This is a genomic window from Pseudomonas sp. FSL R10-2189 (assembly GCF_009600325.1).
GTDB lineage: Bacteria > Pseudomonadota > Gammaproteobacteria > Pseudomonadales > Pseudomonadaceae > Aquipseudomonas > Aquipseudomonas helleri.
In genome coordinates, this window is record NZ_WIVZ01000004.1 from 153595 (window position 1) to 176069 (window position 22475).

Annotated in this window: 5 protein-coding genes; 4 read left to right on the forward strand and 1 reads right to left on the reverse strand. The window is 60.2% G+C overall.

From position 1 onward, the window contains the following. Positions 1 to 339 precede the first annotated feature (339 nt). From GHO32_RS05180 to GHO32_RS05195, 4 genes are all read left to right on the forward strand, one after another. Positions 340 to 16956 carry a BapA/Bap/LapF family large adhesin gene (locus GHO32_RS05180; RefSeq protein ID WP_153333482.1) on the forward strand — a complete coding sequence of 5539 codons (16617 nt, stop codon included), beginning with the start codon at positions 340 to 342 and terminating at the stop codon, positions 16954 to 16956. Positions 16957 to 17231: 275 nt separating this feature from the next. Further along, entirely contained in the window at positions 17232 to 18599 is a 1368-nt protein-coding gene (locus GHO32_RS05185; RefSeq protein WP_153333537.1) for a TolC family outer membrane protein, read from the forward strand. After that, positions 18596 to 20791: a type I secretion system permease/ATPase gene (locus GHO32_RS05190; RefSeq protein ID WP_153333480.1), complete on the forward strand. Its 2196-nt coding sequence runs from the start codon at positions 18596 to 18598 to the stop codon at positions 20789 to 20791. Before GHO32_RS05185 ends, GHO32_RS05190 begins: the two co-directional genes overlap by 4 nt. Before the next feature lie 40 nt (positions 20792 to 20831). Beyond that, complete coding sequence (locus GHO32_RS05195) at positions 20832 to 22070, forward strand: HlyD family efflux transporter periplasmic adaptor subunit (RefSeq protein ID WP_153333478.1); 1239 nt, start codon at positions 20832 to 20834, stop codon at positions 22068 to 22070. Between the two features lie 145 nt (positions 22071 to 22215). On the opposite strand, the gene GHO32_RS05200 is transcribed toward GHO32_RS05195, so the two are convergent. Beyond that, positions 22216 to 22416, reverse strand: a complete 201-nt coding sequence (locus tag GHO32_RS05200) for a hypothetical protein (protein ID WP_153333476.1) — start codon at positions 22414 to 22416, stop codon at positions 22216 to 22218. Positions 22417 to 22475: the final 59 nt, after the last annotated feature.

The window sequence follows — 22475 nt, forward strand, 5'->3', positions numbered from 1 at the left end:
TGTCAATCGAGAACCTGCCTTCTCGTGGCCAGCCCGGCCCGGCACAAAGCCCGGTCGCCCGCGTTTGCCCTGTAGTTTCCCTTCGTATTTCACAGACCTTTTCAGCCTTGGACTCAGCGTTTCATCGCCCGCTGGCGGTGTTTGGCAGTGGCAGAGCAAGGCGTCTGAACGGACGTGACGAAACAGGCGTGGGCTGAAGCCTTACGCCAAACAGTCGTTCAATAGCACGACCCCATTATCGAATAACGGTTGTTAATTGCGCCGCCGGGGATACTTGCGCCCTGCATTTAGTGCAGTGGCGAGTCCCTTTATTTATCGGATGAATAAAGTAGGTGTGAGATGAAGAATATTGTGATTGTTGACAAGGCATCAGGGGCTAAGTCGGAACAGGCGTTGGGTTCGCTCAGCCTTAAAGGCACGAGCATTGTAAAACTGCCCTTCGGCCAAGAGAGTGTTCAGTCTTATCAACAGTCCGGCAATAATCTGGTTATTACACTCAAGTCCGGTGAGATCGTTACGATCCAGAACTTCTTTGTGACGGGCATCGACGGAGCCACTAACCAACTGGTGCTGGAGGGCAGTAATGGAACGCTGCTTCTGGGTCAGTATTCTTCACCTTACTCCGGCTTTACTTTCACCCAGATTTCCAGCCTTGACGACCTGACACTGGCTGCGGCCGGCGGCAGTGCAGACATCCCTAATTGGGTCCTGTGGGGCCTTGGCCTTCTGGCTGTGGGTGGCGCGGCGGCTGCGTTGAGCGGTGGCGGCGGTGGCGGCGGCCATCATGGCGGTGATGGCGATACCACCGCGCCCGGTGCCCCAACCGGTATTTCGGTGAGCAACGACGGCCTGAGCGTCATCGGCAAGGGCGAGGCCGGTTCCAAAGTGACGGTCAAGGATGCGGCCGGCAACGTGGTCGGCACCGGCACGGTCGGGGCTGATGGCAACTTCAAGGTGCCTTTGGACTCTTCCAAGACCAACGGCGAAAAACTCGATGTGACCTTGACTGACCCGTCAGGCAACCAGTCGCCGGCCGGTAGCGTGGTGGCGCCAGACACCACCGCCCCAGAAACCCCGACCGGCCTCACGGTCAGCCCGGATGGCCAAACCATCAGCGGCAAGGGCGAGCCTGGCTCGACGGTGACGGTTAAAGATTCTGCGGGCAATGTGATCGGCTCGGGCACCGTAGGGGCTGATGGCAACTTCGACATTACCCTCGGCACCCCGCAAAACAACGGCCAAAACCTCGACGTCACCTTGACCGACCCGGCGGGCAATCAGTCGCCGGTCGGCAGCGTGGTGGCGCCTGACACCACCGCTCCTGATGCACCCACCAGCCTGTTTTTGGCCACAGACGGTGTGACATTCAGCGGTAAAGGTGAGCCGGGCTCCCACGTCACGGTCAAAGACTCCGCCAACAATGTGGTGGGCAGCGGCACAGTCGGTGCCGACGGTAATTTCTTGATCACACTGACCTCACCGCAAAGCGTGGGTCAGCAGTTGAACACCACACTGACTGACGCGGCTCAGAACGAATCGTTGCCAGGCAAATTTATTGTGACTGACACCGATTTGGGCTCAGGAGGCCAACCGCTCGCGGCCACTGACTTGGTCGTCAGCCAGAACGGCCTCTCGATCAGCGGCAAGGGGCAGGCCAATAACAAGATTACGGTCAAGGATGCGGCGGGCAATATTATCGGCAGCGGGACGGTGGATGCCGATGGCAATTTCAACCTGTCCTTCGACACGGCCCTGATCAGCGGCGCCAGCGTAGATGTCACGTTAACTGACAGCAAAGGCCAGGTATCGCCCGTCAGCAGCGTTGTGTACACCGACATCACAGCGCCTGATGCGCCAACCAATCTGGCTGTGAGCCCCGATGGCCTGACCCTCACCGGTAAAGGCGAGGCGGGCAGCACGGTTATTGTTAAAAACGCCGACGGTGAGCAAGTCGGTACAACGGTTGTTGGGGCTGACGGCAGTTTTGAAGTCACCCTCGACGCCGCTCAAGGCAATGGCACCACCCTTGAAGTGACCCTGACTGACAAGGCCGGCAACGTATCGACGGCGACGCCGGTAGTTGTGGGTGAAGCGGTTGCGCCTGAGGCGCCAACCGGTCTGGTTGTTAGCGCTGATGGCCTGTCGGTGACGGGTAAAGGCGAGCCTGGTTCTACCGTGACGATCAAAGACTCTGCGGGCAATGTGATCGGCACCGGCACTGTTGGAAATGACGGCAACTTTGACGTCACCCTGGGCACCGCACAAACCAACGGCGAAACCCTGGGCGTGACCCTCACCAGCCCTGGTGGCCTGACTTCGCCATCGATCAGCGTAGTAGCAGGCGACACCACCGCTCCTGAAGCACCAACTAATTTGGCCGTTAGCGACGATGGTCTGGCGCTGACGGGTAAAGGCGAGCCGGGTTCCACCGTCACTATCAAAGATCCAGCGGGCAACGTGATTGGCACGGGGACAGTCGGTGCAGATGGCACCTTCTCGATCACCCTCGAAACAGCACAAACCAACGGCGAAACCCTCAACGTCACCCTGACCGATAAAGCGGGCAACATCTCGCAAGTCGGTAGCGTGGTAGCAGGCGACACCACTGCCCCTGAAGCCCCGACCGGCTTGGGTGTTAGCGCAGATGGCTTGACCCTGAGCGGTAAAGGCGAAGTGGGCAGCACCGTCACCGTGAAGGATGCGGCAGGTAATGTGATCGGCTCCGGCCCTGTGGGCGCTGACGGCAGCTTCGAAATCACTCTTGCGCCAGCACAAACCAACGGCGAAACACTGGCTGTCACTCAAACCGATGCGGCTGGCAATGTCTCTGAGGGTGGCAGCGTGGTTGCAGGCGATACCACCGCGCCAGCGGCTCCAACTGACCTGACGGTAAGCGCAGATGGCCTGACCTTGACCGGTAAAGGCGAAATCGGTAGCACCGTTATCGTCAAAGACGCGGCAGGTTTGGAGATCGGCAACGGCGTTGTGGATGCGGAAGGCAATTTCTCCATCATTCTCGACAAAGCACAAACCAACGGCGAAACCCTGGGCGTCACCCTGACCGACAAAGCGGGCAACATCTCGCAAGTCGGTAGCGTGGTAGCAGGCGACACCACGGCCCCCGATGCGCCAACCAATATCGCAGTCAGCGCCGATGGCATGATTCTCACCGGTAAAGGTGAAGCGGGCAGCACGGTTATCGTTAAAAACGCTGACGGGGAGCAAGTCGGTACGGCGGTTGTGGGGGCTGATGGCAGTTTCGAAGTCACCCTGGATGCCGCTCAAGGCAATGGCACCACCCTTGAAGTGACCTTGACTGACAAGGCCGGCAACATCTCGACGGCGACGCCAGTGGTTGTCGGCGAAGCTGTTGCGCCTGAGGCGCCTACCGGTCTGGTTGTCAGCGCTGATGGCCTGTCGGTGACCGGTAAAGGCGAGCCGGGCTCCACCGTTACTGTCAAAGATGCGGCTGGCTTGCCAATCGGCACAGGGATTGTCGGTGCTGATGGCAGCTTCGAAATAACGCTCGATAAAGCGCAAACCAACGGTGAAACCCTGGGCGTCACTTTGACCAATGCCGGTGGCCTGACTTCGCCATCGATCAGCGTGATCGCAGGCGACACGACTGCCCCTGACGCTCCGACCAATCTGGCTGTGAGCGATGATGGTCTGGCATTGACGGGTAAAGGTGAGGCTGGCAGCACGGTTATCGTCAAAGACGCGGCTGGCTTGCAAATTGGCGCAGGCGTTGTGGACGCTGAGGGTGATTTCTCGATCATCCTCGACAGCGCGCAAACCAACGGGCAAACCATTAACGTCACCCTGACCGACAAAGCGGGCAATATCTCGCAAGTTGGCAGCGTGATAGCAGGCGACACCACTGCCCCTGAAGCCCCGACCGGCTTGGGTGTTAGCGCAGATGGCTTGACCCTGAGCGGTAAAGGCGAAGTGGGCAGCACCGTCACCGTGAAGGATGCAGCAGGCAATGTGATCGGCTCCGGCCCTGTGGGCGCTGACGGCAGCTTCGAAATCACTCTTGCCCCAGCACAAACCAACGGCCAAACACTGGCGGTTACCCAAACCGATGCGGCAGGCAATATCTCTGCGGGTGGCAGTGTGGTTGCAGGTGACACCACAGCGCCGGCGGCTCCAACTGAGCTGGCGGTAAGCGCTGATGGCCTGACCCTCACCGGTAAAGGCGAAATCGGCAGCACCGTTATCGTCAAAGATGCAGAAGGCTTACAAATCGGCGCTGGGGTTGTCGGGGCTGATGGCAGCTTCGAAATCATCCTGGATGCTGCTCAAACCAACGGCGAAACCCTTAACGTCACCCTGACCGACAAAGCGGGCAACGTCTCGCAAGTGGGCAGCGTGGTTGCCGGCGACACCACTGCACCTGACGCGCCAACCGGCTTGGTCCTTAACGCGGATGGCTTGACCCTGACGGGTAAAGGCGAAGTGGGCAGCACTGTTACGGTCAAAAACGCAGAGGGCACGGTGATTGGCTCCGGGCCTGTCGGGGCTGATGGTAACTTCGAAATCACCCTGGATGCGGCGCAGACCAATGGCCAAACCCTCGACGTCACCCTGACCGATAAGGCGGGCAACGTCTCGGCAGCTACGCCTGTGATTGCGGGCGATACCACGGCACCTGCCGCGCCAACGGATTTGGCTGTCAGTGCTGATGGCCTGACCCTCACCGGTAAAGGTGAAATCAACAGCACGGTCATCGTCAAGAACGCAGTCGGTGGGCAAATCGGCGTGGGGGTTGTGGACGCTGATGGCAATTTCTCGATCACCCTCGACAGCGCGCAAACCAACGGTGAAACCCTCAACGTTACTCTGACCGACGCGGCGGGCAACGTTTCGCAAGTTGGCAGCGTGGTGGCGGGCGACACCACGGCTCCTGATGCGCCGACCAATATCGCGGTGAGCGCGGACGGCCTGATCCTCACCGGTAAAGGCGAGGCGGGCAGCACGGTCACCGTTAAAAATGCGGCCGGTGACCCCGTGGGTACGGCGGTTGTTGGCGCTGACGGCAGTTTTGAAGTCACCCTAGACACCGCGCAAGGTAATGGCACCGTCCTGGAAGTCACCTTGACCGACAAGGCTGGCAACGTGTCTGACCCGACGCCTGTGCTGGTCGGTGATGCGGTAGCACCTGAGGCGCCAACCGGTCTGGTGGTGAGCGCAGATGGTCTGACAGTGACCGGTAAAGGCGAGATTGGCAGCACCGTGACGGTGAAAGGCCCGGCGGGCAACGTGATTGGCACCGGGGTCGTAGATGCTGACGGTAATTTCTCGGTCGCTCTGGGCACCGCGCAAACCAACGGCGAAACCTTAGGCGTCACTTTGACCAATGCCGGAGGCCTGACTTCGCCATCGAACAGTGTGGTGGCGGGCGACACGACGGCGCCTGATGCCCCGACGGACCTGGTGGTGAGCGCGGATGGTCTGGCGCTGACCGGTAAAGGCGAGGCGGGCAGCACGGTGACTGTGAAAGACGCAGCGGGCGCGGTGATCGGCACCGGGCCGGTAGCGGCTGATGGCAGCTTCACCATCACCCTCGATTCGGCGCAAAAAAATGGCGAAACCCTTAACGTCACCCTGACCGACAAGGCGGGCAATATCTCGGCGGTCACGCCAGTGATCGCGGGCGACACCACCGCGCCTGATGCACCGACAGAGCTTGCGGTGAGCGTTGATGGCCTGACCCTGAGCGGTAAAGGTGAAGTCGGCAGCACGGTCACTGTTAAAGACGCAGCGGGCGCAGTGATTGGTTTCGGGCCTGTAGAGGCTGACGGCACCTTCACCATCGCCCTCGACACGGCTCAAACCAATGGCGAAACCCTTAACGTCACGCTGACTGACAAGGCAGGCAACATCTCGGCGGTTACGCCAGTGGTTGCGGGCGATACCACCGCACCTGATGCCCCGACAGAGCTTAAAGTCAGCGCAGATGGCCTGTCTCTGACCGGTAAAGGCGAAGCGGGCAGCACCGTCACTGTCAAAGATGCGTTGGGCGCGGTGATTGGCACCGGGCCGGTAGCGGCTGATGGCAGCTTCACCATCACCCTCGATTCGGCGCAAAAAAATGGCGAAACCCTTAACGTCACGCTGACCGACAAGGCGGGCAACGTGTCGGCGGTCACGCCAGTGATCGCGGGCGACACCACCGCGCCTGATGCACCGACAGAGCTTGCGGTGAGCGTTGATGGCCTGACCCTGAGCGGTAAAGGTGAAGTCGGCAGCACGGTCACTGTCAAAGATGCAGCGGGCGCAGTGATTGGCACCGGGCCGGTAGAGGCTGACGGTACCTTTACCATCACCCTCGATAAGGCTCAAACCAACGGCGAGACCCTCAACGTCACGCTGACTGACAAGGCAGGCAACATCTCGGCGGCCACGCCAGTGACCGCGGGTGATACCACCGCACCTGATGCCCCGACAGAGCTTAAAGTGAGCGTTGATGGCCTGACCCTGACCGGTAAAGGCGAAGCGGGCAGCACAGTCACGGTCAAAGATGCGTTGGGCGCGGTGATTGGTACCGGGCCGGTTGCGGCTGACGGCAGCTTCACTATCACCCTCGACAGCGCGCAAAAGAATGGCGAGGCCCTTAACGTCACCCTGACCGACAAGGCGGGCAATGTGTCCGTGGCCACTCCAGTGATTGCCGGCGACACCACGGCGCCTGATGCACCGACCAACCTGGCGGTGAGCGGCAATGGTCTGATCCTGACCGGTAAAGGCGAAGTTGGCAGCACCGTGATCGTCAAAGACGCAGCGGGCGTGCAAGTCGGTACGGGCGTCGTCGGTGCGGGTGGCAATTTTGAGGTGGCTCTTGACCCGGGCCAAAGCAATGGCTCTACGCTTCAAGTCACCCTGACCGACAAGGCCGGCAACATTTCGACCGCCAGCCCTGTGGTGGTCGGTGATGCCGTCGCGCCGGATGCGCCTACCGACCTGAGCGTGAGCCTTGATGGTCTGGTACTGGATGGCAAAGGCGAGCCTGGCGCCATCATCACCGTCAAAACGGCAGCGGGTGTGGTGATCGGCAGCGGTGTCGTGGGCCTTGACGGTAACTTCAGCGTGGCGCTGGACACCCCTCAAACCAACGGCGAAACCCTGGGCGTCACCCTGAGCAGCGTCGGTGGGTTGACCTCACCGTCCGTCAGCGTGGTGGCGGGCGATACAACGGCGCCTGATGCCCCGACCGAGCTGGCCGTCAGCGTTGATGGCCTGACCTTGAATGGTAAAGGTGAGCCGGGCTCAACCGTCACCGTTAAAAATGCCGCCGGCGCTGTGATCGGCAGCGGACCTGTGGCGCTGGATGGCTCCTTTGCCATCGCCCTCAACACGGCACAAACCAATGGCGAAACCCTTAACGTCACGCTGACAGACAAAGCCGGCAACGTGTCGGTGGTGACGCCTGTTATCGCCGGCGATACCACCGCGCCAGAGGCACCGACTGAACTGGCGGTCAGCGCGGATGGCCTGACCCTGAGCGGTAAAGGTGAAGCAGGCAGCACTGTTATTGTGAAAAATGCCGCCGGTGAGCAAATCGGTACTGGCCTCGTTGACGCTGACGGCGCGTTTACGGCGATCCTCGATACCCCGCAAAAAAATGGCGAGACCCTCAACGTCACCCTGACTGACAAGGCCGGTAACGTGTCGGCGTCTGCCCCAGTGACAGCGGGCGACACCACGGCACCTGCAGCCCCGACCGAGCTTAAAGTCAGCGCTGATGGCCTGACCCTGGACGGTAAAGGTGAGGCGGGCAGCACGGTGACCGTTAAAAACGCCTTGGGTGTGCAAATCGGCACGGGTGTCGTCAGCGCTGACGGTACTTTTGCCGTCACCCTCAACACGGCGCAAAAAAATGGCGAGACCCTCAGCGTTACCCTGACCGACAAGGCGGGCAACGTGTCGACGGCGACCCCGGTAATAGCGGGTGATACCACGGCACCCGACGCGCCGACTGAGCTTAAAGTGAGCCTCGATGGCTTGGAACTGACCGGTAAAGGCGAAGCGGGCAGTGTGGTCACCGTGAAAAACGCGGCGGGTGTGCAAATCGGTGCCGGTATTGTTGGCCCTGACGGCTCGTTCACCGCGATCCTCGATACCCCGCAGAAAAATGGCGAGACTCTCAACGTTACCCTGACTGACAAGGCAGGCAACGTGTCAGCGGCCGCCCCTGTGATAGCCGGAGACACGACGGCACCGGCAGCCCCGACTGAGCTTAAAGTGAGCGTTGATGGCCTGACCTTGAGCGGTAAAGGCGAAGTCGGCAGCACAGTGACGGTCAAAGACGCTGCGGGCACAGTGATAGGTAGCGGGCCTGTGGGCGCTGATGGCAGTTTCGACATTACCCTCGATACTGCGCAAACCAATGGCGAAACCCTCAACGTCACCCTGACCGACAAGGCCGGCAACGTATCGGCAGTCACGCCAGTGATTGCGGGCGACACCACGGCACCGGCAGCGCTGACTGAGCTTAAAGTCAGCGTCGATGGTCTGGAACTGACGGGCAAAGGCGAAGCGGGCAGCGTCGTCACCGTGAAAAACGCCGCGGGCGTGCAAATCGGCACGGCTATCGTTGGGCCTGACGGTTCGTTTACCGCGATCCTCGATACCCCGCAGAAAAATGGCGAAACCCTCAACGTCACCCTGACCGACAAGGCGGGCAACGTGTCGGCGGTCACGCCAGTGATTGCGGGTGATACCACCGCACCGGCGGCGCCGACGGACCTTAAAGTGAGTGTCGATGGCCTGGCGCTGACGGGCAAAGGTGAAGCGGGCAGCACGGTCACCGTGAAAAACGCCCTGGGTGTGCAGGTCGGCACCGGCACCGTTGGCCCGGACGGCTCGTTTACTGCCGTTCTTGATACCCCGCAGAAAAATGGCGAAACCCTCAATGTCACCTTGACCGATAAGTCGGGCAACGTGTCGGCAGTTACGCCAGTGATTGCCGGTGACACCACCGCACCAGCGGCGCCGACTGAGCTTAAAGTGAGTGTCGATGGCCTGGCGCTGACGGGCAAAGGCGAAGCGGGCAGCATCGTCATCGTGAAAAACGCCGCGGGTGTGCAAATCGGCACCGGTATCGTTGGCGCTGATGGCTCGTTTACCGCCGTCCTTGATACCCCGCAGAAAAATGGCGAAACCCTCAACGTCACCTTGACCGATAAGTCGGGCAACGTGTCGGCGGTCACTCCGGTGATTGCGGGTGACACCACGGCACCGGCAGCGCCGACTGAGCTTAAAGTGAGTGTTGATGGCCTGTCGCTGACCGGTAAAGGTGAAGCGGGCAGCACCGTCATTGTGAAAAACGCCCTGGGTGTGCAAGTCGGCACCGGCACCGTTGGTGCTGATGGCTCGTTTAGCGCAGTGCTCGATACGCCGCAGAAAAATGGTGAGCTGCTTAGCGTCACCCTGACGGACAAGGCGGGCAACGTCTCGCTGCCGACCCCGGTTGTGGCGGGCGACACCACGGCACCGGCGGCGCCGACTGACCTTGAAGTACGTGTCGATGGCCTGGCGCTGACGGGCAAAGGCGAAGTGGGCAGCACGGTTACCGTGAAAAACGCGGCAGGTGTGCAAGTCGGCACCGGCATCGTGGGCCTTGATGGCTCGTTTACCGTGATCCTGGCCCCGGCACAAAACAATGGCGAAACCCTCAACGTCACCCTGACCGACAAGTCGGGCAACGTGTCCTTGGCGGGTATTGTGACAGCGGGTGATACCACCGCACCGGCGGCGCCGACCGAGCTTAAAGTGAGCGCTGATGGCTTGTCGCTCACCGGTAAAGGCGAGGCGGGCAGCACGGTCATTGTGAAAAACGCCCTGGGCGTGCAAGTGGGTAGCGGCACTGTTGACGCTAACGGCGTGTTAACCGCAACGCTCGATACGCCGCAAAAAAATGGCGAAATCCTCAACGTCACTTTGACCGACAAGGCGGGCAACGTGTCCTTGCCGGGTGTGGTGGCAGCGGGTGATACCACGGCTCCAGCGGCGCCGACCGAGCTTAAAGTCAGCCTCGATAGTCTGGCGCTGACCGGTAAAGGCGAAGCGGGCAGCACCGTCATCGTGAAAAACGCCGCAGGTGTGCAAGTCGGCACCGGCATCGTTGGGCTGGATGGCTCGTTTATCGCGGTCCTGGCCCCGGCACAAAAAAATGGCGAGAGCCTCAACGTTACCCTCACCGACAAGGCGGGCAACGTGTCCGTGAGCACTCCGGTAGTAGCGGGTGATACCACCGCACCGGCGGCGCCTACCGAGCTTAAAGTCAGTGTTGATGGCTTGTCGCTGACCGGTAAAGGTGAGGCGGGCAGCACGGTTATCGTTAAAAACGCTGCGGGTGTGCAAGTGGGTGCTGGCACCGTGGGTGAAGATGGCTCGTTTAGTGCGGTACTCACATCGCCGCAAAAAAATGGCGAGCTGCTTAACGTCACCCTGACCGACAAGGCCGGCAACGTGTCGCTGGCGGCCCCGGTCACTGCCGGTGACACCACCAATCCGGATGCCCCGACTAACCTGGCAGTCAGCCTTGGCGGTCTGGTGCTGACGGGTAAAGGCGAGCCTGGTGCTGCCGTGACCGTTAAAGGTCTTGGTGGGGTAACCGTCGGTACAGGGTTTGTCGGAGCTGATGGCGGTTTTGCGATTGTGCTGGTCCCGGCTCAAGGCAATGGCCAAACCCTGGATGTCCAACTCAAGGATGCTGCGGGTAACGAATCTCCGATTGGCACTGTGATTGTGGGGGGCGCGCTGGCACCGGAAGCGCCAACCGATCTGGTGGTGAGCCCGGATGGCCTGACCTTGAGTGGCAAGGGCGAAGCAGGGTTGTCGGTGACGATCAAAAACGCTGCGGGCGCGGTGATCGGTACGGGCAACGTGGGTGTGGACGGCAACTTTGCCGTCACCCTCGACACTGCGCAAAAGAACGGTGAAACCCTTGGCGTCACCTTGACCAATAGCCTGGACCTTTCATCTCCGTCTGTCAGCGTGGTGGCGGGCGACACCACGGCACCTGCAGCGCCAACCGGTCTGGCGGTCAGCCTTGATGGCTTGTTGCTGACCGGTAAAGGTGAAGCAGGCAGCATCGTCACCGTGAAAAACGCGGCCGGTGTGACCATTGGTACGGGCGTGGTGGGTATTGATGGCGCGTTCAGCGCGATCCTCGATACCCCGCAAACAAATGGCGAAACCCTCAACGTCACCCTCACCGACAAGGCGGGCAACGTCTCGGTGGCCACCCCGGTTGTTGCGGGTGACACCACGGCACCGGCGGCGCCAACTGAGCTTAACGTCAGCGCAGATGGCTTGACCCTGACCGGCAAAGGCGAAGCTGGCAGCACCGTCACGGTTAAAAACGCGGCGGGTGTGCAAGTCGGTACCGGCACCGTGGGGGCTGAAGGCTTGCTGACTGCGACCCTCAGCCCAGCACAAAAAAATGGCGAAAGCCTCAACGTCACCCTCACCGACAAGGCGGGCAACGTCTCGCTGCCAACCCCGGTTGTGGCGGGCGACACCACGGCACCGGCGGCACCTACCGAGCTTAAAGTCAGCCTGGATGGCTTGTTGCTGACCGGTAAAGGCGAGGCGGGCAGTACGGTCATCGTAAAAAATGCTGCAGGCCAGCAAATCAGCACCGTTGTGGTAGGGATAGATGGCTCGTTTGCCGCCGTCCTCACGCCAGCGCAAAAAAATGGCGAGACCCTTAACGTTACCCTCACCGACAAGGCAGGCAACGTCTCGGTGGTCACCCCGGTTGTGGCGGGCGACACCACGGCACCGGCAGCCCCGACTGAGCTTAAAGTCAGCGCTGATGGTTTGGCGCTGACCGGCAAGGGCGAAGCGGGCAGCACCGTCACCGTGAAAAACGCGGCGGGCGTGGCCATTGGTACTGGCGTTGTCGGGGCGGATGGTTCGTTCAATGCGACGCTCAACACGCCGCAAAAAAATGGCGAGTTGCTTAACGTCACTCTGACCGACAAGGCCGGTAACGTCTCGCTGCCAGCCCCTGTGCTGGCGGGTGATACCACGGCGCCAGCGGCGCCAACCAACCTGTCTGTGAGCGTCGATGGTCTGGTGCTTAACGGTAAAGGCGAGCCAGGCTCAACGGTAACGGTCAAAAATGCGGCGGGTGTGGTGATCGGTGGCGGTCTTGTCGGGCTGGATGGCTCGTTTGCCGCAGTCCTCACGCTGCCACAAAAAAATGGCGAAACCCTCAGCGTCACCCAGACCGATGTGGCGGGCAACGTGTCGGTGGCGGCACCGGTGGTGGCGGGCGATACCACCGCACCGGCCGCGCCGACCGATCTGGCAGTGAGCCTCAATGGTCTGGCACTCACCGGTAAAGGCGAAGCGGGTAGCATCGTCACGGTGAAAAACGCCGCAGGTGTGCAGATTGGCACTGGCATCGTCGGGCTGGATGGCTCGTTTAACGCTGTGCTCACCTCGCCACAAAAAAATGGCGAGACCCTCAACGTTACCCTGACCGACAAGGCAGGCAACGTGTCGGTGGCCACGCCAGTGATTGCAGGCGACACCACGGCACCGGCGGCGCCGACTGAACTTAAAGTCAGCCTCGATGGCCTGGCGCTGACGGGTAAAGGTGAAGCAGGCAGCATTGTCACCGTGAAAAACGCCGCAGGTGCGCAAGTGGGCACCGGTGTTGTCGGGGTTGATGGCTCGTTTACCGCGGTCCTGAACCCTCCACAGAAAAATGGCGAAAACCTCAACGTGACCCTGGCCGACAAGGCAGGCAACGTGTCGGTGGCGGGTGATGTGACGGCGGGTGATACCACGGCACCGGCGGCACCGACTGAGCTTAAAGTCAGCCTCGATGGCTTGTTGCTGACGGGTAAAGGCGAGGCAGGCAGCACGGTCATCGTGAAAAACGCCGCAGGCAAGCAAATCAGTACCGTTGTGGTCGGGATCGACGGCAACTTTGCCGCCGTCCTGTTAACACCGCAAAAAAATGGCGAGACCCTTAACGTCACCCTCACCGACAAGGCGGGTAACGTGTCCTTGCCGGGTACTGTGACGGCGGGCGACACCACGGCGCCGGCGACTCCGAACACCCTGGCTGTGAGCGCCGATGGTCTGTCGCTCACAGGCAAAGGTGAAGCGGGCAGCACGGTCGTCGTGAAAAATGCCGCCGGTACGCAAATCGGCACCGGCGTCGTCGGGGCGGATGGTTCGTTTACTGCGACCCTCAGCCCTGCACAAAAAAATGGCGAAAGCCTCAACGTCACCCTGACCGACAAGGCGGGCAACGTGTCCTTGCCGGGCACCGTGACGGCGGGTGACACCACGGCTCCAGCGGCACCGACTGACCTTAAAGTCAGCCTCGATGGCTTGTTGCTGACGGGTAAAGGCGAGGCGGGCAGCACGGTTATCGTGAAAAACGCGGCGGGCCAGCAAATCGGCACTGTTGTGGTTGGCATCGACGGCAACTTTGCCGCCGTCCTGTTAACACCGCAAAAAAATGGCGAGAGCCTCAACGTCACGCTGACCGATAAGGCGGGCAACGTGTCCTTGCCGGGTACTGTGACGGCGGGCGACACCACGGCGCCTGCGGCTCCGAACACCCTGGCTGTGAGCGCCGATGGTCTGTCGCTCACGGGTAAAGGCGAAGCGGGCAGCACGGTTGTCGTGAAAAACGCCGCCGGTACGCAAATCGGCACCGGTGTCGTCGCGGCGGATGGCTCGTTTACTGCGACCCTCAGCCCTGCACAAAAGAATGGCGAAAGCCTCAACGTCACCCTGACGGACAAGGCAGGCAACGTCTCGCTGCCGACTCCGGTTGTGGCGGGTGACACCACCGCACCGGCTGCTGCGACAGACCTTAAAGTCAGCCTCGATGGCTTGTTGCTGACGGGTAAAGGTGAGGCGGGTAGCACAGTCATCGTGAAAAACGCCGCAGGCCAGCAAATCAGCACCGTAGTGGTTGGCATCGACGGCAACTTTGCCGCCGTCCTCTTAACACCGCAAAAAAATGGCGAGACCCTCAACGTCACCCTGACGGACAAGGCAGGCAACGTGTCTGTGGCCGCGCCAGTGGTTGCCGGGGACACCACTGCACCAGTGGCGCCAACCAACCTGGTCGTCAGCGTCAATGGTCTGACCCTGACGGGTAAAGGCGAGGCGGGCAGTACCGTCACCGTGAAAAACGCGGCGGGCGTGGCGGTGGGCACCGGCCTTGTTGGCGCTGACGGTTCGTTTACCGCGACCCTCAGCCCTGCACAAAAGAATGGTGAAAGCCTCAACGTCACCCTCACCGACAAGGCTGGCAACGTCTCGCTGCCGACCCCGGTGTTGGCGGGCGATACCACGGCACCGGCAGCGCCGACTGAGCTTAAAGTCAGCCTCGATGGTTTGACGCTCACCGGTAAAGGCGAGGTGGGCAGCATCGTTACCGTGAAAAACGCGGCCGGTGTGCAAATCGGTACCGGCCTTGTCGCGGCTGATGGCTCGTTTACAGCGCTGTTGGTTGGGCCGCATAAAAACGGTGAAAGCCTCACCGTCACCCTGACCGACAAGGCCGGCAACGTTTCGGTGCCTGCGCCAGTGCTTGCAGGCGACACCACGCCACCGGCCATTGCGACCGACCTTGCATTGAACGCAGATGGCGTGACGTTCAGCGGCAAGGGTGAAGCGGGTAGCCAGGTGACGGTTAAAGACTACCTGGGGCAGACCATCGGGACGGGCACTGTCAACGGGCAGGGTAACTTCACGGTGATCCTGAATCAGCCACGCAGCACCGGTGAAACCCTCAACGTCACCCTCAAGGATGCCGCGCAGAACGTCTCTCAGCCGGCAACCTATCTGGCGATTGACCCCGGCCTGCCGGGAACACTGACCCCTAAAGCCTCCAACGACCTGGCAACTGCTGAGATAGTGATCAAGCCGGTGACGACCAACACCGGGTTGAAGGACATGACGGTCAATACGCTACTCAGCGTAGGCGGAATTATCATTGGCGGTGTCGTCAAAGATACGCAGCTCTTTACTGTTGCCAGTGGTACGACCGGAACCTTGAACTTGAGTTCGGGTTCTGCTGACTTCCTGAAATTGCTGGGGGGCGGGGTTAAGGCGACGCTTGAGGTGAGTGACGGCAAGGGCGGATGGCTGCCGGTACAGCAGGGTTCCCTGGGGAGCGGTTTACTCGATTTGCTAGGGATATTCGGGTCCAGTGGCAGCGGGAAAGTTACAGGCCTGTCTGCTGGAAATTATCGCTTCACGTTCGAGCTTGATCTGGCGTTGGTCAAGGTGTTGTCCAGTGCAACGGCCAAGTTGAGCGTTACCCAAGAAAGCCTGACCGATTTCACGGCTGACGCCGGGCCAGCGGTCAAAGGTAACGTGATCACCGACCTGGGCTTTGATGGCAAAACCGACGTTACGGGCACAGCCGGGCCTGCGAAGGTACAGGTTATGGTCGACGGCAAGCTTGTCGATGCGGACATCCCGACCGGGCCTGGGACCGTGTTGCAGGGCCAATATGGTCAACTGACGATCTTTGCCAACGGCAATTACTCGTACGTGGCAAATGGCAATGCGGCCAATCTTGGCAAGGTTGATTCGTTTGAGTATCACCTGGTCAATGCGGCGGGTTCCTCAACAGCCAACCTGTATGTGCGCATTGACAGTGCAGACTCCAATTTCACGTGGAGCACGACCGACCCTTCGGCATCCGGCGTTATCGTTCCGGTTGCGAATGATGATGTGGGTTCTGCAGCGATACGGTTGTCACCTGAAGTCGGGCCACAGGTTTCGGCTGGGGTCTTTACGTATGATCTGAAAGGCCTTATCACTGGCACAGGATCCAATTCGGGGGCAGGCATCACAATTGCTGCCAATACCAAGGGCGATCTAGCTGTCTCTGCGACATTCTCATCGGGAGCACAGGGGCTGGGTGGCACAACCTTGACCCTGGAAAAATTCATCAACGGGGCGTGGACTGCAGTACCAGAACAGAGCTTCTCAGCGATTTCCCATACCTTTAGAGACCTGGGTGAGGGCACTTATCGGGTAACCGCGTCGACCTCTGTCTTGCTCTCACTGGGCAGTAAAGTGACCATCGACCAAAAACTTACGCCCACTTACCTGGACAAGTTTGTTGTGGGCACGGTCACTCCGGCCACCGGCAATGTGCTGTCCAGTACCTTGACCGGCCCCGACAAGCTGGGTTCTGTGCTCACGGTAATAAGTGTGCTGGACAAGGGTGTGTTCGTGAATGCCGGGGGCGAGGGCAAGGTGGTTGCGGGGGCATACGGAACGTTGACCCTGTTCGCCGATGGTAAATACACCTACACGCCGAATGCCGGTCTGACGGCGAGCAACGTGGGGCAGGTGGATCACTTCACCTACAAACTCACCTCGCCAACAGGTAATTCCGACACGGCTGAGCTGTACATCCGTCTCGACTCTCCAGACCGTCCTCAGGTCTGGGACGATGCCAACCCGGGCGCACCGGCCAAGACCGCCACGTCGTTCGCCGCACTGGCCGTGGAGGAGCATGTCGCCGCCGTCGACCACGTGGCTGCAACCGAGGGGCATGCCACGGGTGAACACGGGGATCATGCCGTCGTTGCCGACACCGATTTCACCCACGTCGACAACGTTGCCGGGATTGATGGGTTGCTGTGGGAAGGGGGCGATGCCGCGATCAATCTGGCGAGCCTGATTGGCAAGGTCAGCGGCATCGATGCCATCGACCTCAACCACGTCAGCGCTGTTGACCTGACACTGAGCCTCGAAGATCTGGTGTCTATCACCGGGCCTGAAGGGGACCGGTTGGTGATTCAGGGCGATGACCACGACAGTGTGCATTTGACCGGCAATTGGTCATCGGGAGTGGCTCAGGTTGAGAACGGTCTTGAATACGTGATCTACACTAGCGAGGAAGATAAAACCCACCAACTGTGGGTGCAGAACGGAATCAGCGTGGTTTAACCCACAACGTTTGCGCCGGGCCTTCAAAGGCCCGGTTTTGTGTACTAACGGTATTGCAATGATGGATCGTTGCGGGCTGCGAGTAACGATCCATTGTTGCGTGCACACCTGAGCCAGGGCGTGCATGTGATACCCCAATGCTGTTTCGCTGAGTGCGCCTTTATTACAGGTCAACACTCATCTGGGGGCTGGATTTGAGGCATAGAACGCTGGTTAAACAGTTGTCGGTTGTGGTTTGTGCCGTTGCGTTAACCCCGCTGTTGCTTGAACGGGTCATGGCCAAATCGATGTATGACGACGCCGAAAGCGTCAGTACTATCAGCCCGAGTCAATTGGGCACGAATTTACCGGGAGGGCCAATGGGCGTCAGTGCGTCGGCCCCCCCGCAACGCGTCATACCGGGCACCCTCGACCTGACCCGCGCGGTACAAATGGTCGTGGCGTGGCACCCGGCTATCGCCGAGTCGATCGGCAAGCTGTATCAGCAACAACAGAACGTGACCATTGCTCGCTCCGGTTACTACCCGCAAATCAGCGGCGGGTTGCGCTCGGGTTACGACAGTGGCTTGAACGGCAGCGGCGAAAGCCAGGCGTTTACCTTGTCGATGTCACAGATGCTGTATGACTTCGGCAAGGTGTCGAGCACTGTCGACAGCGCCCTTGCCCGTGTCAACGGCAGCCAGGCCGCGGTGTTGCTGGCGGTCGATCAGGTGACCCGGGAAACCTCGTTCTCGGTGATTGAGTTGCAGCGCGCGCAAACCTTGCAGAGGCTGGCCCGCGAACAAGTGGATGGCCTGGCGGCGATTGCCGACCTGGCCAAAAAACGCAGCGACATGGGCGCCAGTACGCGTTCTGACTTGATTCAGGCGCGCTCACGGGTCGAAGCGGCGATGGCGACTCAACTGCAATTCACGGCGCAATTGAACCGCTGGCGCGGAGCATTGAGCAGCTTGCTTGGCTCGCAGGCGCCAGTCAGCGTCACGCCGGGCTTTCCTGACAGCCTGGAGCACTCTTGCCAAGGCGTGGTGCCCGATGAAGCCGTCACCCCTTCGTTGTTGATCGCCCAGGCGCAGCAGGTCGATGCCGTGGCGCAAATCGCCAATGCGCGGGCCGAAGCGCTGCCCACGTTGTCTTTGGACCCGGAGCTGACCCAGTACCTGGACAGCAACGACAACAACGTTCAAAACGGCCGCGACAGAACACGCTACGGGGTGTTTCTGAACGTGAAAATGCCGATCTATCAGGGCGGTGCGATCAACGCCCGCAAAGCCTCTGCCGAACAAGCCCTGCGCACGGCGCAATACGCAAACGACGCCGCACGGCTTTCAGTGCGCCAAGGGCTGCTGGAGGCGCGGGATCAAATCTCCAGCCTCACCCAGCGTCTTTCGACTCTGGATTTTCGTGAGCGCAGCATCTCTGAAACCCGCGACCTGTATCGCCAGCAATACCTGGAACTGGGGACCCGGCCGCTGCTTGATTTACTCAATGCCGAGCAGGAAATCCACCAGGCGCGCATGGATCGTGAAAACACCGCGTCCGACCTGCGCCGCCTGAAGATTGATTGCCTCTACAACACCGGCGGATTGCGCACAGCCTTCCATCTGGATAACAGCTCGATCCAAGGCGTGGAGATCCGACCATGAACGATACCGTGATGCTTGAGGCCGACACGCAAGCTGCCGAACAACCCGCTGAAACGGCGCCGAACCACTCCGCCCCGCTGGATTATGAAGTGTGGCTGGATGCGGTTTTGCTCGTTGCCCGGCACTACCGTCTGGAGTGTTCCGCACAAAGCGTGCGCCTCGCCGTGCAATGGACCGAAGGCAAGACCGTCGAGGAGGTGGTGCGGCTGATGGCACGCCAGGCGGGGCTCAACTGTGTGATTGTCGACTTCACCGCAACCACCCTCATGCAGCGGCAAATGCCGTTGGTGCTGCAGTTTGATGATGGGCAGGTCGGGGTCCTGCAAACCCTGGGTGACGATGACGATTTGGGCATCACCTACAGCGGTGATGCGGGCCTGCAAAGCCGTATCTCGCGTCAGGAACTGATCGAACACGCCAGCAAAATCGTGGTGCTGCGCCCCATGCGTGCGGTGCGCGATGCGCGGATCGATGACTATATAAAAACCTACGAGAAGGACTGGTTCCGAAACATCGTGCTGAGGGACTTGCGCCCGTACAGCTACGTGATGTTGGCGTCGCTGGTCACCAGCGTGCTGGGGCTGGCCGGGGTGCTGTTCTCGATGCAGGTGTACGACCGGGTGATTCCGGCCGAGTCGATGCCCACCTTGTACGTGCTGTTTGGCGGCGTGGTGCTGGCGCTGGTGTTCGATTTGATGATGCGCCTGACCCGCGTACGCATCACCGACATGCTCGGCAAACGCGCCGACCTGCGCGTGTCTGATTTGGTGTTCGGCCACGCCATCCGCTTGCGTAACAGCGTGCGGCCCAAATCCACTGGCTCGTTTATTTCGCAGATCAAAGAACTGGAACAGGTGCGCGACCTGATCACCTCCAGCACCGCCACGGCGTTGGCAGATTTACCGTTCTTTTTGCTGTTTTTGGTGATCTTCTGGTTTATCGCCGGGCCCTTGGTGGCGATCCCCATCCTCGCGGTGGTGTTGATGGTGGTGCCGGGCCTGATGTCACAAAAGAAACTGGCGCGCATGGCCAACGAGTCGATGCGCGAAAGCTCGTTGCGCAGCGCCATGCTGGTAGAGACGATTCAGGGGCTGGACGATATCAAGTCGCTGCAAGCCGAGCAGCGCTTCCAGCAGCAGTGGAACCACTACAACGCCAGTTGTGCCGACGCCAACCTGCGGTTGCGCATGCTGACCAACTCTTTGGTGTCCTGGAGCAACACGGTCCAGGGTTCGGTGTTTGCCGTGGTCGTGGTGTTCGGTGCGCCGATGGTCATGGCCAGTGACATGACCACCGGTAGCCTGGTGGCCGCGTCGATTCTGTCGTCCCGCATGATGGCGCCTATGGCGCAGCTCACCCACGTACTGACGCGCTGGCAGCAAGCCAAAGTTGCCCTGCAAAGCCTCAACCAGATCATGCAGTTGCCGGTGGATCATGCCGATGGCAGCAAGCGGGTGCATTTGCCCGTGGTGCGCGGCGATTACGCGCTCAATCAGGCGGCGTTCCAGTACTCCAGCGATTCTCCTGCACCCGCGTTGACTGTGGAGGACCTGAAGATCCAGCCGGGTGAACGTATCGCCGTGCTGGGGCGCAATGGTGCGGGCAAATCGACATTGCTTCAGGCCCTGGCCGGGATGCTCGATCTGAAGGAGGGCAGCATCAGCCTGGACGGCGTTGCCCTCGGGCACATTGACCCGGCGGACGTGCGTCGCGACGTCGGGCTGCTCACACAAAATTCCCGGCTGTTTCACGGCACCCTGCGCGACAACTTGATCCTCGGCGCGCCTCACGCCACCGACAGCGAAATCCTCAACGCGCTGGCGCTCACCGGCGCCGCAGAGTTCGTCAGCAAATTTGCCGATGGCATGGACCACTTGATCCTTGAGGGCGGCTTGGGACTTTCAGGCGGGCAGCGCCAGGCCTTGTTGCTGTCGCGTCTGTTTATTCGCCAGCCGCATATCGTCCTGCTGGACGAACCCACGGCGTCATTGGATGAAGCGAGCGAGCGCAACCTGATCCAGAACCTGAGCAAGTGGGCCGGTCATCGCACCTTGATCATTGCCACCCATCGCATGAGCGTCTTGAGCCTGGTCAACCGGATCATTGTCGTGGACAACGGGCGGATCGTCGTTGATGACAGCAAAGACAACGCGATAGCGCGACTGTCCAAACCACAGAAAGCCGCGCAATGAACCCGCAGCCACGGATAGCGTCGCGCTCAAGGACCTTCACATGAACAATAAAACGTCCCACGGGCCAAAAGTGCCGAAGAAAATCCCGCTGCTGGCCAGCGAAGACGACAGCACCCGGCCGTATCACGATGGCGTCGATGACAGCACCGTGGTGCGGGCGACACGGGTGGTCGGTTACGTGTGCCTCATGTTGATCGCGTTTGGCGTGTGGGCTTACTTTTTTGAAGTCGACGAAGTGTCGAACGGCACCGGCAAAGTCATTCCGACCTCCCGCGAGCAGATTATTCAGTCACTGGAAGGCGGGATCGTCACCGAATTGAACGTCAGCGAGGGCGATATCGTGGCGAGCGGGCAAACCCTGGCCAAGCTCGACCCGACCAAAAGTGAATCCAACTTCGATGAAAGTGCGGCCAAGTACCGGGCAGCCCTGGCCAGCGTGGTGCGCTTGCAGGCCGAGGTGAACAACAAACCGCTGGTGTTCCCCGATGAATTGCAGGGCTACCCGGCCTTGATCCGTGCCGAAACCGACTTGTACACCACGCGGCGCAAGGGCCTGGATGAATCGCTGGCGGGGGTGCGCTCTTCGTTGGCGCTGGTGCGCAGCGAGCTTGAAATTACCGAGAACCTGGCCAAGGTTGGCGCGGCCAGCAACGTCGAAGTGCTGCGCCTGAAGCGTCAGAAGGCCGAGCTGGAGTTAAAACTGACCCAGGCGCGCTCTGAATACATGGTGCACGCCGGAGAGGAGATGGCCAAAGCCAACGCCGACGTCGAGACCCTGTCGTCGGTAATGCGCGGGCGCTCCGACTCCGTGACCCGCCTGACCTTGCGCTCGCCGGTCCGCGGCATCGTCAAAGACATCGAGGTAACGACCATCGGCGGCGTCATCCCGCCCAACGGCCGCCTGATGCAAATCGTGCCGATGGATGAACAGCTACTCATCGAAGCGCGCATCTCGCCACGGGACATCGCCTTTATCCATCCGGACCAAGTGGCCAAGGTCAAAATCACCGCCTACGACTACTCGATCTACGGCGGGATGGACGGCAAAGTCGTGACCATCTCCCCGGACACGATTCAGGACGAAGCCAAACCCGAGGTCTTCTACTACCGCGTGTTTATCCGTACCGATGCCGATGTGTTGAAGAACAAGGCCGGGAAAACGTTCTCGATCGTGCCGGGGATGATCGCCTCGGTTGATATCAAGACCGGGCGAAAAACCGTGCTCGACTACTTGATCAAGCCAATGAATCGCGCGCGCGAGGCGCTGCGTGAGCGGTAGGGAATCGTACTGTGACCACGGGTGCCCCAATGATATGGGGCATTCCTGGTTCAATCGGTAAAACAGTCTTTTAAATAAGTAATACTATTAACCCGTGTAAAGAGTATTAATGAGTTAATGCTAAAGTATTAGTCCTATTTATATATTAAGCATGGGTTGACGAATCTAATTTTTCTCGATTGCTCGGCAAGTTAATCGTTTTGTTCTCATACTGATGAAGGTGGTCTCTTATTAGCTTTCTGATGACTTGCGAGATGGTCAGGTCTGTTTCTTCAGACAGGATCTCCAGCTTTTGCTTGGTCGAAGAGTCAATAAGAATGGTGAGGCGCGTTGTTTTATCAGGCATTTTCTGACTCCTTGTGTCGTACGCGGTATCGACTGCCGCGTGCAGCAATATGAATACTG

Excerpts from the sequence above, each read along its gene's own strand:
- GHO32_RS05195 (WP_153333478.1), top strand. The coding sequence starts at position 20,832 with ATGAACAATAAAACGTCCCACGGGCCAAAAGTGCCGAAGAAAATCCCG.
- GHO32_RS05200 (WP_153333476.1), bottom strand. The coding sequence starts at position 22,416 with ATGCCTGATAAAACAACGCGCCTCACCATTCTTATTGACTCTTCGACC.
- GHO32_RS05185 (WP_153333537.1), top strand. The coding sequence starts at position 17,232 with ATGGCCAAATCGATGTATGACGACGCCGAAAGCGTCAGTACTATCAGC.
- GHO32_RS05190 (WP_153333480.1), top strand. The coding sequence starts at position 18,596 with ATGAACGATACCGTGATGCTTGAGGCCGACACGCAAGCTGCCGAACAA.
- GHO32_RS05180 (WP_153333482.1), top strand. The coding sequence starts at position 340 with ATGAAGAATATTGTGATTGTTGACAAGGCATCAGGGGCTAAGTCGGAA.